This window comes from Skermanella aerolata KACC 11604, assembly GCF_000936425.1.
In the GTDB taxonomy this organism is placed as follows: domain Bacteria; phylum Pseudomonadota; class Alphaproteobacteria; order Azospirillales; family Azospirillaceae; genus Skermanella; species Skermanella aerolata.
On sequence record NZ_AVFK01000005.1, the window covers coordinates 121,832 to 137,322 of the forward strand.

Here is a 15,491-nt window from a genome sequence, read left to right on the forward strand (position 1 = left end):
CCCCTCTGCCGCACCAGTGCTCCGGCATTGCCTGGACGCTGGCTCCCCGCTCATCATTTCGTTATAAGCACTGCCCAACAGCCTCCGATCGCCCTTACCAAGGCCAGAGAGGCGCAGGCAAAAATCAGGTTTTGGAGAAAGCGATGTCCTTTCGGTATCGGGTAGCCACGGTTTTCGGCGGGTCCGGGTTCATCGGCCGCCACCTGATCAAGAGGCTGGCGAAGACCGGCACGATCATCCGGGTCGCGACCCGTCACCCGAGCAACGCCAACTTCCTGCGGACCAACGGCGCGGTCGGCCAGATCATCCCGATCGCCACCAACATCCATGACGACGCCTCGGTCGCCGCGGCGGTGCGCGATGCCGACATCGTCATCAACCTGATCGGCATCCTGTACGAATCAGGGGTCAATACGTTCCGCGGCACCCAGGGCGACGCGCCGGGCCGCATCGCGCGTGCCGCCAAGGCGGCTGGTGTCCAGCGCTTCGTCCAGATCTCGGCGATCGGCGCCGATGCCGGATCGACTGCCGAATACGCCCGCTCCAAGGCCGCCGGCGAGCAGGCGGTGCTCAAGGCGTTCCCGGAAGCGACGATCCTGCGCCCCAGCGTCGTGTTCGGCCCGGAAGACGGCTTCTTCAACCGCTTCGGTGCGATGGCCCGCATCTCGCCGGTGCTGCCGCTGATCGGCGGCGGCCACACCAAGTTCCAGCCGGTCTATGTCGGCGATGTCGCCGATGCGATCATGAAGGCGCTGGAAAACCCCGCTGCACTGGGCAAGACCTATGAACTGGGCGGGCCGCGCGTCTACTCCTTCAAGGAGATCATGGGCCTGGTGCTGACCGAAACCCGCCGCAAGCGCATCATGGTCACGGTGCCGTGGGGCGTCGCGGAACTTCAGGGCAAGATCCTGGGCAAACTTCCTAAGCCGCTGCTTACCGTCGATCAGGTGGAACTGCTGAAGCGCGACAACGTGGTGGCTCCCGGTGCCGCCACGCTCGCCGATCTCGGCGTCGAGCCGACGGCCGCCGAGGTCATCATCCCGACCTATCTCGACCGCTTCCGCGTCGGCGGCCGCTTCTCCCAGCGCGCCGGCGGCTACTCGACCTGACGCCACCCTGCTGCCCGCGACAACCCGGCATTCATCCGAACGCCGGGTTTAAACGGCGGGTTTTTGATACGGCGCAAGACATTTTGCTGCACCTGCGGTTAAGGTAACCGGCAGCTTCTGTCGCCCGGAACAGATAGTCTCATTTCGGACCTATTAGACTGAAAACGAAATGGTCTGAGCGCCTATATATTCAGCAGATCGGGCCTCACTCATAAATTTAGTCAACAACCGTGTCCTATTCGTTGTTTTTTGCTGGCAAGCTCTAGGTTTTTGACGTATACGGTCGGTATCCGACGTAGTCTGGACAAGTTTGTTTCCACCTCAACGCGGTTACGCCGATGCGGCCGTGAATCTCCTAAGTCGAACGGGGCAATCGCAGCCATGCGTTCGCGGCGGAGGTTGAGCTGAAGGATTGTTCGCCATGGCGCAGAAGATGTTGCAGTTCGTCCGCACCGAGAAGCGCATGCCCGATAAACGGGAAGCCGCGGCGCGTCGGCACGACTTCGATGAAATCTATGGCGAGTTCGATCAAAGCGGTGCCGAGGAACAGTCGAGCCGCTGCTCGCAGTGCGGCGTGCCGTTCTGCCAGGTCCACTGCCCGCTCCACAACAACATCCCGGACTGGCTGAAGCTGACGGCCGAAGGCCGCCTCGAGGAAGCCTACGAGATGTCGTCGGCGACCAGCAACCTGCCGGAGATCTGCGGCCGCATCTGTCCGCAGGACCGCCTGTGCGAAGGCAACTGCACGATCGAGCAGTCCACCCACGGCACCGTGACGATCGGCTCGATCGAGAAGTACATCAACGACACGGCCTGGGACCGCGGCTGGGTCAAGCCCCGCATCCCCGCACGCGAACGCGCGCAATCGGTCGGCATCATCGGCGGCGGTCCCGGCGGCATGGCGGCGGCGGAACAGCTCCGCGCCAAGGGCTACGAGGTCCACGTCTACGACCGCTACGACCGTATCGGCGGCCTGATGATGTATGGCATCCCCGGCTTCAAACTGGAGAAGTACGTTGTGGACCGCCGGGTCAAGCTGCTGGCCGACCAGGGCGTGATCTTCCACACCAACTTCGAAGTAGGCCGCGACGCCACGCTGGCCGACCTTCGGGCAAAGCATGACGCCGTCCTGATCGCGACCGGCGTCTACAAGGCGCGCGACCTCGATGCGCCGGGATCCGAGCTGGGCAACATCATCCCGGCGTTGAAGTACCTGACGATCAGCAACCGCCAGGGTCTCGGCGATACGGTACCGGACTACGACAGCGGCGCTTTGAACGCGTCCGGCAAGAACGTCGTCGTGATCGGCGGCGGCGACACTGCGATGGACTGCGTCCGCACGGCGATCCGCCAGGGCGCCAAGTCGGTCAAGTGCCTCTACCGCCGCAACCGGGCCAACATGCCCGGCTCCCAGCGCGAGGTCCACAACGCCGAGGAAGAGGGCGTCGAGTTCGTCTGGCAGTCCGCGCCGGAAGCGTTCGAGGGCAAGGACGGCGTCGTCACCGGCGTCCGCGCGCACCGCATCCACCTTGGCGTCGCCGACGCCAGCGGCCGGCAGACCCCGCAGGTGATCGACGGTTCCGGATATGTCCTCGAAGCCGATCTCGTGATCAAGGCGCTGGGCTTCGACCCGGAAGACCTGCCGGCCCTGTTCGGTGAAGCCGGGCTGAAGGTCAGCCGCTGGGGTACTGTCACGGTCAACTTCCGCACCATGATGAGCAGCCTGGACGGCGTCTTCGCCGCCGGCGACATCGTGCGCGGCGCCAGCCTCGTGGTCTGGGCCATCCGCGACGGCCGCGACGTGGCGGAGCACATGCACAGCTACCTGCTCCAGAAGGCCGAAGCCGGCACTACCGCAGCCGCTGTCGCGGCGGAGTAGGAAGCGCAAGGCGGCAGCCCGGCACTTCCGGGCTGCCGCCTGCCCTGCCCGGCCATCCCGGAGGTCTTGCCGGACACCGACATCGGGTTTGGCCATAACCGGACACACGCATTCGTCACGGGGTTGAAACCATGACGGCACGGCAATCCATCGTAAATTTTCGCCAGCTATCGCAGCGTGGCGCCCTCTCCGTCGACGTCGACGCCGCACTCAGAAAGGATCACGCCCATGACTGATGAAATCCTGAACCAGGGCGAGCAGTTCGTTACCGAGTACAAGGCGAACGTCGAAGCGCTGGCGGCGGCCCACGCCTATGACCCGGCGGACGAGCACGACGCCTGCGGCGTCGGCATGATCGCGGCGATCGACGGCAAGCCCCGCCGGTCGGTGGTGGAAAAGGGCATCGAGGCGCTGAAGGCGGTCTGGCACCGGGGCGCCGTCGATGCCGACGGCAAGACCGGCGACGGCGCCGGCATCCACATCCAGGTGCCGCAGCAGTTCTTCCACGACTACGTCAAGCTGATCGGCCACATTCCGCCGGACCGTCCGCTCGCGGTCGGCCAGGTGTTCCTGCCGCGCCTGTCGCTGGAAGCGCAGGAGCGCTGCCGCTGCATCGTCGAGACCGAGATCCTGAACTTCGGCTACTATATCTATGGCTGGCGTCAGGTACCGGTGAACGTCGACATCATCGGCGAGAAGGCCAACGCGACCCGGCCGGAAATCGAGCAGATCATCATCGGCAACGCCAAGGGCGAAGCCGACGACAAGTTCGAGCTTGAGCTTTACATCATCCGCCGCCGGATCGAGGCCGCCGTCCGGGCCGAGCAGATCAACGACTTCTATATCTGCACCCTGTCCTCGCGCTCGATCGTCTACAAGGGCATGTTCCTGGCGGAACAGCTCACCTCCTTCTACCCGGACCTGCTGGACGAGCGCTTCGTTTCCAACGTCGCGATCTACCATCAGCGCTATTCGACCAACACGTTCCCGACATGGCCGCTCGCCCAGCCCTTCCGCATGCTCGCCCACAACGGCGAGATCAACACGCTGAAGGGCAACGTGAACTGGATGAAGGCCCATGAGACCCGCATGGACCACGAGTGCTTCGGTCCCTACATCAACGACCTGAAGCCGGTGATCCCGATCGGATCCTCGGACTCCGGAGCGCTCGATGCGGTATTCGAGGTCGTGGCCCGCGCCGGCCGCTCCGCCCCGATGACGAAGACCGTGCTGATTCCGGAAGCGCTGGCGGCCGGCGACACGATGCCGGCGCCACACCGGGCGCTCTACGGCTATGTCAACGCCGTGATGGAGCCGTGGGACGGACCGGCGGCATTGGCGATGACCGACGGCCGCTGGGCCGTCGGCGGCATGGACCGCAACGGCCTGCGTCCGATGCGCTACACGATCACCAACGACGGCCTGCTGATCGCCGGTTCGGAAACGGGCATGGTGAAGACGGACGAGACGACGGTCGTCGAGAAGGGCAGGCTCGGGCCTGGACAGATGATCGCGGTGGACCTTGCCGAGGGCAAGCTGTACCACGACCGCGAGATCAAGGACTACCTTGCCGCCCAAAAACCCTACGACAAGTGGGTCGGCGAGATCACAGAACTGGACAGCCTCGTCAAGGCGGCGCCGGCGGAACCCGCCGTGCTCGCCAAGGAAGAGCTGCGCCGCCGCCAGCTTTCCGTCGGCATTACGATGGAAGACCTGGAAACGGTCCTCCATCCCATGGTGGACGAGGCCAAGGAAGCGATCGGCTCGATGGGCGACGACAGCCCGATGGCCGTGCTGTCGGACAAGTACCGCGGCCTGCATCACTTCTTCCGCCAGAACTTCAGTCAGGTCACCAATCCGCCGATCGACAGCTTGCGCGAACGGCGCGTCATGAGCCTGCGCACTAGGCTGGGCAACCTGGGCAACATCCTGGACGAGGATGCGGGCCAGTGTCGCCTGCTCCAGCTGGAAAGCCCCGTGCTGACGACGGCCGAGCTGCGCGCCATGCGCGGCTACATGGGTGAAACGGCGGCGGAGATCGACTGCACCTTCGACGTCAGCGCCGGTCCCAACGCGCTGCGCGACGCGCTGCGCCGCATCCGCCAGGAGACCGAGGACGCCGTCCGCGGCGGCGCCACCCACGTCATCCTGTCGGACGAGCATGTCAGCGACGCCCGCGCGCCCATGCCGATGATCCTGGCGACGGGCGCCGTCCATACCCATCTCGTCCGCCAGCAGCTTCGCACCTTCACGTCGCTGAACGTACGCTCGTCGGAGTGCATGGACGTACACTACTTCGCCGTCCTGATCGGGGTCGGCGCCACGACGGTCAACGCCTACCTGTCGCAGGAGGCGATCGCCGACCGCCACCGCCGCGGGCTGTTCGGCGACCTGTCGCTCGACCAGTGCATGTACCGCTTCAAGAAGGCGATCGACGAGGGTCTGCTGAAAATCATGTCCAAGATGGGCATCTCGATCATCAGCTCGTACCGGGGCGGCTGCAACTTCGAGGCGGTCGGCCTGAGCCGTGCGCTCGTGGCCGAGCACTTCCCCGGCATGGTCAGCCGCATTTCCGGCATCGGGCTGGCCGGCATCCAGAAGAAGGTGCTGGAACAGCACGCCATCGCCTATGCCGAGGACATCATCGCTCTGCCGATCGGCGGCTTCTACAAGTACCGCCGCAACGGCGAGCGGCATGCCTGGGAAGCAGGATTGATCCACATGCTTCAGCAGGCGGTGGCGACCGACAGCTATCCGACCTTCAAGAAGTACACGGAAGCGACCAACAAGCGCGCCCCGATCCAGCTCCGCGACCTGCTGGACTTCCGCTCCACGCGGGAGGCGATCCCGCTCGACGACGTCGAGAGCATCACGTCGCTGCGCAAGCGCTTCATCACGCCGGGCATGTCGCTGGGCGCCTTGTCGCCGGAAGCGCACGGCACGCTCAACGTCGCGATGAACCGGATCGGCGCCAAGTCCGACAGCGGCGAGGGCGGCGAGGACCCGGCGCGGTTCAAGCCGGACAAGAACGGCGACAACTGGAACTCCGCGATCAAGCAGATCGCGTCGGGCCGCTTCGGCGTCACCGCCGAGTACCTGAACCAGTGCCGCGAGATCGAGATCAAGGTGGCCCAGGGCGCCAAGCCCGGCGAAGGCGGGCAGTTGCCCGGCTTCAAGGTCACGGAGATGATCGCCAAGCTGCGCCACTCCACCCCCGGCGTCATGCTGATCAGCCCGCCGCCGCACCACGACATCTACTCGATCGAGGATCTGGCCCAGCTCATCTATGACCTGAAGCAGATCAACCCGGACGCCAAGGTCTGCGTCAAGCTGGTCTCGCGCTCCGGCATCGGCACCATCGCGGCCGGCGTCGCCAAGGCGAACGCCGACGTGATCCTGGTGTCCGGCCATGTCGGCGGGACGGGAGCCAGCCCGCAGACCTCGATCAAGTATGCCGGCGTGCCGTGGGAGATGGGCCTGAGCGAGGTCCACCAGGTGCTGACGCTGAACCGTCTGCGCCACCGGGTCCGGCTGCGCACCGACGGCGGCCTGAAGACCGGCCGCGACATCGTCATCGCCGCCATGCTGGGCGCCGAGGAATACGGCGTCGGCACCGCCAGCCTGATCGCGATGGGCTGCATCATGGTCCGGCAGTGCCACAGCAACACCTGCCCGGTCGGCGTTTGCGTCCAGGACGAGGAATTGCGCAAGAAGTTCGTCGGGACGCCGGAGCGGGTGGTCAACCTGTTCAGCTTCCTGGCGGAGGAAGTGCGCGAGATCCTGGCCCAGCTCGGCTTCAAGACGCTGAACGAGGTGATCGGCCGCACCGACCTGCTCCATCAGGTCAGCCGGGGCGCCGCCCACCTGGACGACCTGGATCTCAACCCGCTGCTGGCCCAGGCCGATCCCGGCGACAGCGCCCGCTACTGCACGATGCAGGGCCGCAACGAGGTCCCGGACACCCTCGACGCCCGGATGATCGCGGATGCCCGTCCGCTGTTCGACGAGGGCGAGAAGATGCAGCTTGCCTATAACGTGCGCAACACGCACCGGGCCATCGGCACGCGGCTTTCCGCCATGGTGACCCGCAAGTTCGGCATGACCGGGCTTAAGCCCGGCCACGTCACCGTGCAGCTGCGCGGCTCCTGCGGCCAGTCGCTGGGCGCCTTCGCGGTCCAGGGCATCAAGCTGGAAGTGCTGGGCGACAGCAACGACTATGTCGGCAAGGGCCTGTCGGGCGGCACCATCACGGTCCGGCCGAGCACTAACAGCACGTTGAATTCGAACGAGAACACGATCATCGGCAATACCGTGCTCTACGGCGCCACCGCCGGCAAGCTGTTCGCGGCGGGTCAGGCGGGCGAACGGTTCGCCGTCCGCAACTCCGGCGCCCTGGTCGTGGTCGAGGGCTGCGGCTCCAACGGTTGCGAATACATGACCGGCGGAACCGCGGTGATCCTGGGCAAGGTCGGCGAGAACTTCGGTGCCGGCATGACCGGGGGCATGGCCTTCATCTATGACGAGGACGGCAGCTTCGCCCGCAAGGTCAACGAGGAGAACGTGATCTTCCAGCGCATCGAAGTGCCGCACTACGAGACGCTGCTGAAGAGCCTGATCGCCGAACATGTCGAGGAGACGCAGAGCAAGTTCGCCGAGCGCCTGCTCAACGACTGGCATCTGGTCCGGAACCATTTCTGGCAGGTCGTGCCGAAAGAAATGGTCCACCGGCTCGATATCCCGGTGCGTGCGCCCCAGGCAGCGGACTGATCGATCCCGCAGTGGATCAGGTGGAGATGCGACGGGACGGCCGATAACTTTGATCAGACCTGTCTGATTACTTGGTTATCGGACGTCCCATGCTACTTTTTCCCTTCCGTCGACTACTTGTACCGGACGGCGGCGTGCGCTAGCCCTTCTGCCAAGGACGGCGCACTCTCCGGTTCGCCTTTCCTGAATAAAGCATCTTCCCGTTCCGTTTATCGACGGACGGGGATGTCGCACGGGGGAGCGAGCACATGATCGAGCGCTGGAAGACCGCTGTCATGATCCGGGCCGCCACGACCGGCGACGAGCCGCGCTGTGCCGAGATCTTCCTTTCGACCCGCCGGGCGACCTTCCACTGGCAGCCTGCCGCTCCCTTCGACCTCGATGATTATCGCCGCTCGGTCGAGGACGAAGAAGTCTGGGTCGCCGAATTGGGCAATCTGGTTGTCGGCTTCGCCTCCATCTACCCGCCGGCCGGCCTCATCCAGAACCTGTTCGTCGATCCGGACTGGCAGCACCACGGTATCGGCACCGCCCTTCTCGACCGCGCTTGCGCCCATCTCTCGCAGCCCGTGCGCCTGCGCTGCCTCGCGGCCAACCGGAGTGCGAGGGCGTTCTACGAGCGCAATGGATGGGTGGTGGAGGCTCCGCCTCTACCGCCCCAAGACCCTTTCATCCTCTATCGCAAGTAGTTGCTGCAATAGGTCGCAACCCAACCGATTGACCAGGGCCTATCCTTTTGTGCTAAAAACGGAGCTTCCGGTTTCTGGCAGCCGTACCTCCGGTGAGCCCCAGCCCTGGATTGCTCGTGAACCAGCAGCGCGTAACGCCGACGATTTTCCTGAGTCTATATGCCGGATTGGTGCTTCTGGTCGCGGGGCTTCTTGGCTTCAACGAGTTGAAGACGCGGGACGATACCATCGTGCAGGCGCAGGAGAAATCGCGCGCCCTGGCAAACCTCGCCGCGGAGCACATGCTCCGCATGGTCGAGATCAACGACATAGCACTCCGCAACGCGATCAAATACTTCTCGCTTCGGGACGTCGAACAGTCCGGTGGCATCTGGGCGGACTGGCACAACCTGGCCCATCTGGAGGGAAGCGGCATCGCCGGTGAAGTTTCCCAGGTCCGCTACATGCTGATTATCGCCGCCGACGGAGTCGTCCGCCTGCACTCTCACCGCTTTCCGGCGGAACCCCAGAGTGTCAAGGGCTCGGACTTCTTCGATGTGCAGGCCGCCATCCCCAAACTGCGCACCGCCGGTCCCCTCTTCATCGGCGAACCGAGGATAGAGGAAGGCGGAACGGAACTTTACCTCCCCATCAGCCGCCGCATCGGGCGTCCTGACAGCGGCGCCTTCAGCGGAGTCGTCGCCGCTGCCATCAGGCCGGAAATCTCGAATCGCTTCTTCGAATCCCTCGGCGCGGGCCAGGAGGGCATTCTGTTCCTGATGCACGCGAATGGCACGATCCTGTCGTCGAACCCATTCAGGGGCGATCTGATCGGCCACAAGCTTGCGAACCAGAAACTGCTGGAGGAGATCCGCGGCCAGAATGCTTCAGGCACCCATACCGGAGCCCAGCTGGCATCCGAATGCTGTTTCGATCGGTCCGCCCGTATCATCGCATCGCGCCAGATCAGCACGCTGCCACTCTATGTGGCGGTGGGCCTTTCGGAGAAGGACGTGCTCGCCGAATGGCGAGAGGCGCTCAACAACCACGTCTTCATGACCGCCGTCGTCCTGCTGAGCTTTACCGGCCTGGTGCTGGTGATGCTTCGGCAATACCGCAAGCACGTGCTTGCCCACGGCCTGCTGTCGGAGACCTATGACGCGGCGGGTACTGGCTTCTGCATGGTGGACGGCTCCGGACGCGTGGTCAGGGCCAATGCCGCCTATGGCGCGCTGTGCGGCGTCGGCGAAAACGAACTGGTTTATCGCCCCTTCACCGAGATCTTCCCGCCCGACGACCGCAACCGGGCGCATGAGCTGCTGCGTTCCGCCGGTGCGGGCGAAACCCAGGCTCCCATGATCCTGAAGCTTCGCCATTCCGACGGGCGGTCCCGACGCGTCCTGATCACGGCCGGCGCTTTCTCCGACGCCTCGGGCCGGCTGTTCCTCGTGGTCGCCGCCAACGACGTGACCGAACGGGAGCGGCAGGAAGAGCGGCTGCGCGAGAACGAGCGGCGGCTGAGGCAGGCACAGCGGATCGCCGGCATCGGCTGGTGGACGATCGAGCTGACCAGCGGACGCGTGGTCTGGTCCGACACGCTGTACGACATCTGGGGCTGGGACCCCGGCTCCCTGCCGACGCTGGAAAGCTGGCGTGCTTCGATCCATCCCGAAGACAGGGCACGCCTCAACGACGGCGATCCGACCGACGGTCCCGACAGCACCCGTGAGTACCGCATCGTCCGCCCGGATGGGACCGAACGCCACGTCCGCGAGGAGTTCACCCGCAGCCGGGACGAAACCGACCAGACCATGCGCTTGTTCGGCATCATCCAGGACGTGACCGAACTGCGGCAGAACGAGCGGGCACTGGCCGACAGCAAGGCAAGGCTGCGCGCTGTGCTCGACGTCGCGGTTACCGGCATCATCGTCCATGACGACCAGGGACGCATCCAGTTGTTCAACCCGGCGGCGGAGCAGCTGTTCGGCTACAGGGCGGCGGAAGCCAAGGGGCTGACCATCGATACCCTGATCCCGCCGATGCCCTGCGCGGCGCTGGCCAACCTGCCCCATCTGGGGGTAGCAAGGGAAGTCATGGCGCGGACCCGCGACGGACGGACCTTCCCGGCCTATATCGCGGTCGGCGACTATGTCGACGACGGCAAGAGCATGTCGGTCGGCGTGCTGATGGACATCAGCGATCAGAAACGGCGCGAACAGGAGATCTTCCAGGCTCGCGACCGGCTGGAGCAGCAGGCCGCCGACTTGTCGGTCCTCGCCCGCAAGCTGGATCAGGCGCGGCGCGAAGCGGAAGAGGCGCGCGGCCTGGCCGAAGCGGCGAGCCGCGCCAAGTCGGAGTTCCTGGCCCATATGAGCCACGAGCTGCGGACTCCGCTGAACGCCATCCTGGGCTTCTCCGAGATCATGGACCAGGGCTATTTCGGCCCACTGGGCTCGCCACGCTACAGCGAATACAACCGCAACGTCCTGGACAGCGCCCGCCACCTGCTGAGCCTGATCAACGACATCCTCGACCTGTCCAAGATCGAGGCCGGCCGCTACGAGCTGGAGGAAGAACAGGTCGATCTCAGCCGCATCATAGAACCCGTCGTCCGGCTGGTCCGGGAGAGGGCGCTGCGCAAGGACCTGACGCTACGCTCCGAGATCGAGCCGCTGCCCGTCGTGATGGGTGACGAGCGGGCGCTGAAGCAGATCCTGATCAACCTGCTGACGAATGCCGTCAAGTTCACCGAGCGCGGCGGCGAGATCGAGGTATCGGGCTGTCAGGAAGAGAACGGCGATGTCGTGCTGGCGGTCCGCGATACCGGCATCGGCATCGCCGCGGACCAGATCCCCAAAGTGCTCGAACCTTTCGGTCAGGCGCGCAACGCCTATATGGCGGGCGAATCGGGGACCGGCCTCGGTCTGCCGATCACCCGTTCGCTGGTCAATCTTCATGGCGGTTCGCTGGCCATCGACAGCGTCCTGGGCGTCGGGACCACGGTCACCATACGCCTTCCAGCCCTTCGGGTCGTGCAGCAACGCCTGATTGCCGCCGTTTAGTCACATCAATGGGCATATGTCCTCTACCGGACTCTATGTTTGGGGGAAAGCTTGCGGTATTGTCCCGACCCCATGCGAACTCTGTTTCACTTCTGGCTCTCCCCGTCCTCCCGCAAAGTGCGCATCGCACTGGGCGAGAAAGGGCTCGACTTCGAAATGCAGGTCGAGAAGATCTCCGACCGGCGGCCCGAGTTCCTGGCGATGAACCCTGCTGGCGACATCCCAGTGCTGGTCGAGCCGGACGACGGCCCGATCCTGGCTGATCAGAACGCCATCTGCGAATACCTGGACGAAGCTTATCCGGAAAAGCCGCTGCTGGGTTCCGACCCGGCGGAGCGAGCCGAGACGCGCCGTCTGACCGCCTGGTTCGACAACAAGTTCAATTCGGAAGTGACCGAGAACCTTGTCGGTGAGAAGCTGATCAAGCGCTATCTCGGCTGGGGCTATCCGCACGCCCCGGCGATCCGGGCGGGATTACAGAACATCCACTACCATCTAGACTACATCGCCTATCTGGCGGAACGGCGGAACTGGCTGGCGGGTGACGACTTCAGCATGGCCGACATCGCCGCTGGAGCACACCTGTCCACGGTCGACTATCTGGGCGACGTGCCCTGGGACGAACATCCCGAAGCACGCCTTTGGTACTCGCGGATCAAGTCACGCCGGAGTTTCCGCCCCCTGCTGTCCGACGCCCTGCCCGGAAATCCACCGCCGTCCCACTATGCGGACCTGGATTTCTGAGCCGCAATCCGGAGTTCCTTCCCGATGATGCGAGTCCTTTCCCCGCTGGCATTCTGCCTGACCCTGGCGCTGACGCTTCCAGCATCGGCGCAGGTCCCGCCTCCCGTGATGGATCAGGTCGTGCTCGACCTCACGGCGGAAGACTGGGTCGGCACGGAAACCGCCCGCGTGACCGTCTCCGCCGACGCCGCCGCCTCGGGAGCCGACGCCGGCACCCAGCGGTCCGATCTCCTGAAGGCGATCGGCGGGCTGACGCCCGGCGCCGACTGGAAGATCGTCAGCTTCGATCGTTCGACCGATCAGGCCGGCCTGGAACGCTGGCGCGCCGTCGCCGAGGCCCGTCTGGCGGAAAACGCGTTGGGAGGATTGGCCGATAAGGCCAAGCAGGCCAGCCGGCCTGGCTTGCAGCTCCGGATCGGATCGATCGAGTTCACCCCAACGCTCGGCGAGACGGAAGCGGTCCGCGCCCGCCTCCGCGCGGAGATTTACGGCAAGGCGGCCTCCGAACTGGACGCGCTGGAACGGAGCTTCCCCGGCCGCAAGTTCCGCATGGGCAACATCGACTTCGCCGACCAGCCGCCGATGGCCTATGCCCGCAAGACCCGCGAGGACATGCAGCCGATGGCGATGGCCGCGGCGCCGGGCCAGGACGGACCGGTCAACGTATCGGAAAAGCTGGTGGTCCGAGCCCGCGTGGTGCTGTCGGCGCTGGCCCCGCGCGAGTAGAAACCCCGGCCGGCGGCTTCAAGTCCGCTTGATCGGGTCCAGCGTCCGCACGCCGGCGACGATCTCCTCGGCGTCGGCGAAGGAGGGACATGCCCCCCACCGGCCTATGGCGTCGTTGCCGAACTTCACAACGCCGATATGGGTCTCCAGGTCGGCATCCAGCGCCGGGTCGGGATCGACGAAGCCAAGGGCGCGGCGGAGCAGTTCGGTATCGTCTCTCGACGCGCGCAGAAACAGCCAGCCGGGTCCGACGCCATATGTCTCCGCGTAGTCCCTGATCACCGGCTCGGTATCCAGCTCGGGGTTGAGAGTGATGGAATACATGAAGATGTCGCGGCCGACCCGGTCGCCCAGCATCTCCTGGGCCTGAACCAGATGCTGGGTGCTGAGCGGACAGATGTCGCCGCAGCCGGTGAAGAACATGTTTATCAGGACGATCTTGTCGCGGATCAAGTCGTCATAGAAGCGGTAGGCCCCGCCATCGTGCCCGTGGAGCACGATATTGGGGAACCTGCCGTCAGGAGAACCGTCGAAGCTCTCGCCCTCCGCCGGGGCGATCAGGTCCGCCATCGTGGTGCCCAGGAGGACGCCACCGACGATCACCGCACTGCTCACCAGAAATTGCCGTCTGCGCATGTCCATCGCTTCATCCCTCCTGAACCACACCTGTGAAAATCGAACGCCGGATCAGGAGGACGCGTCGTCCACGACGTCGTAGCGCGCCATCATGGCGTGGTCCTCGTGGACGACGTTGTGGCAGTGGAGCGGATACTTGCCGGTGAAGTCGCGGAACCGGACGAAGATCTTCACCGTCTCGTTCGGGTGCAGCCAGATCACGTCCTTGCGGGACTTCTCCGGATCGCCGTCCTTGATCGGGACGCCGTTGCGCGACAGGATCTGGAATTCCTCGTAATGCATGTGGATCGGATGCGACCAGCCGCCCGAGGCGTTGGTGATGTTCCAGATCTCAGCCGTGTTCTTCTGGCAGCGGGCATTGACGACGTTGCGGTTGAACAGCTCGCCGTTGACCACCCAGGCGCCGTTGCGGCGGTTGAAAGTCCAGTTCCGCTCCTTCTTGACCTCGCTCATGTTGATGTCGGGCAGCCGCCGCAATTCGGTCGTCTTGGTCAGCACGCGGCTGTTGTCGGTCACCTTGGCGCCAAGCCGGAACTGGAGGATCTTGTCGCCGACGCCGGTCGACAGGATCTTGCCGGTCGGGCCGGTGCCGTCCTTGTGCTCCAGCACGTTGACCAGATAGACGATGTTGTCTGTAACGCCCGAGAAATCGACGACGATGTCCATCCGCTCGGCGACCGACATGCTGACGCTGTCGCGCTCGATCGGGAAAGGCAGCAGGTTGCCGTCGTTGGAAACCTGCCAGAACTTCATGCCGTTGCTGAACTTGAACTGGTAGAAGCGGGACGGCCCGGTGTTGAGCAGCCGGAAGCGGTAGCGCCGGCGGTCGACCTCGAAATACGGCTGGACGTTGCCGTTGACCAGGAACTTGTCACCGATGATGCCGTCCAGGTTAAACAGGTCGAAATAGGCGACGCCGTTCTTGTCATAGACCTTGTTCTCGATGACCAGGGGCACGTCGTATTTGCCGCTGGGCAGCCGGATGGCCTTGGAGTCCGTGTCTTCCTCGTTGCCGCTGTCGTAGCGGTCGAACAGCAGGTAGGTGCCGACCAGTCCGCGATAGACGTTCTGCGAGGTATAGTCCATGCAGTGGTCGTGAAACCACAGGAAGCCCAGGGCTTCGCGCTCGTCGCCGCCAGCGTACATGTTGGGGTAATGGAAGGTCTTGTAGGATCCGGGGCCGAAATAGTCTGTCGGGTTGCCATCGCTTTCCGACGCGTTATGGGCGTTGTGGAGATGCGTCGTGACCATGGGGTTGCCGTAACCCTTGTGGTTCGCCGGCAATTCGTTGTGGCTGTAGACCATGGACGGCTCGCCGTAGCGAGCGTGGATCATAGTCAGCGGCGACTCCGTGTCCTTGTTGAAGTCGCGGAACGTCCAGATGTTCTGCTCGGCCAGCTTGGGATGGGGCCGGTACAGGCGCGGCTTCTGCGTGAAATTGTAGACGACCTGCGGCTCGTTGCCCTTCCAGAGCTGGTGGGCGGCGCGAGCGGCCTCCTTGGGATCGTCGGATACCGTGGCGGTGCAATGATCCAGATCGTCCTGCAACCGCGATCCGGAATGCGGCGTCAGCACGCGCATCGGCTCGATGAAGGGAGTGGTGGCCGGGCTTGTTACGGCGCCGCCGGCGGAGGCCGCCCGGATGCTGAGCCCGCTCTTGGCGACCAGCGCGCCCCCCGCGGTCAGCAGGCCGTACTTCATCATTTCGCGCCGGGACAGCTTCGCGTCGATGATTTCCATCCGGTTCAGGCGGGCGCGCTCCCGCTGGCTCTCGATGTCGTGCCTGACCACTTATCGCCTCCATCCGTGGATACCGACCGCCACTAAGGCGGTTTGAACGCCTCGATCAGGAAGACTTGTCTAAAAGTCTTTCACCAGGCGGTTTCCAAGGCGACGTGCC

The 15,491-nt window shown here is 64.6% G+C and carries 9 protein-coding genes; 7 read left to right on the forward strand and 2 right to left on the reverse strand.

The window, feature by feature from the left end; translation table 11 throughout:
* Positions 1-143 precede the first annotated feature (143 nt).
* The 7 genes from N826_RS08685 (at position 144) to N826_RS08715 (ending at position 12,955) form a co-directional block, all read left to right on the forward strand.
* Positions 144-1,109 (forward strand): complex I NDUFA9 subunit family protein, encoded by a 966-nt coding sequence (locus tag N826_RS08685; RefSeq protein WP_044427727.1) that lies wholly within the window; start codon positions 144-146, stop codon positions 1,107-1,109.
* Between the two features lie 421 nt (positions 1,110-1,530).
* Complete coding sequence (locus N826_RS08690; RefSeq protein ID WP_044427730.1) at positions 1,531-2,988, forward strand: NAD(P)-dependent oxidoreductase; 1,458 nt, start codon at positions 1,531-1,533, stop codon at positions 2,986-2,988.
* 228 nt (positions 2,989-3,216) lie between these two features.
* The gene (gltB, locus tag N826_RS08695) at positions 3,217-7,755 is read left to right on the forward strand and encodes a glutamate synthase large subunit (RefSeq protein ID WP_044427733.1); all 4,539 of its coding nucleotides are present in this window, start codon (positions 3,217-3,219) and stop codon (positions 7,753-7,755) included.
* 248 nt (positions 7,756-8,003) lie between these two features.
* On the forward strand, positions 8,004-8,444 hold the full coding sequence (locus N826_RS08700) for a GNAT family N-acetyltransferase (protein WP_052830936.1): 441 nt from the start codon (positions 8,004-8,006) through the stop codon (positions 8,442-8,444).
* Between the two features lie 116 nt (positions 8,445-8,560).
* Positions 8,561-11,485 carry a PAS domain S-box protein gene (locus N826_RS39760; protein ID WP_052830937.1) on the forward strand — a complete coding sequence of 975 codons (2,925 nt, stop codon included), beginning with the start codon at positions 8,561-8,563 and terminating at the stop codon, positions 11,483-11,485.
* Positions 11,486-11,557: 72 nt separating this feature from the next.
* Entirely contained in the window at positions 11,558-12,229 is a 672-nt protein-coding gene (locus N826_RS08710) for a glutathione S-transferase family protein (RefSeq protein ID WP_044427736.1), read from the forward strand.
* A gap of 24 nt (positions 12,230-12,253) precedes the next feature.
* A complete protein-coding gene (locus N826_RS08715; RefSeq protein ID WP_044427739.1) occupies positions 12,254-12,955 on the forward strand; it encodes a hypothetical protein in 702 nt (233 codons plus the stop codon).
* 18 nt (positions 12,956-12,973) lie between these two features.
* On the opposite strand, the gene N826_RS08720 is transcribed toward N826_RS08715, so the two are convergent.
* Positions 12,974-13,597: an SCO family protein gene (locus N826_RS08720; protein ID WP_052830938.1), complete on the reverse strand. Its 624-nt coding sequence runs from the start codon at positions 13,595-13,597 to the stop codon at positions 12,974-12,976.
* 45 nt (positions 13,598-13,642) lie between these two features.
* On the reverse strand, positions 13,643-15,382 hold the full coding sequence (locus tag N826_RS08725) for a multicopper oxidase family protein (protein WP_052830939.1): 1,740 nt from the start codon (positions 15,380-15,382) through the stop codon (positions 13,643-13,645).
* Positions 15,383-15,491 lie beyond the last annotated feature (109 nt).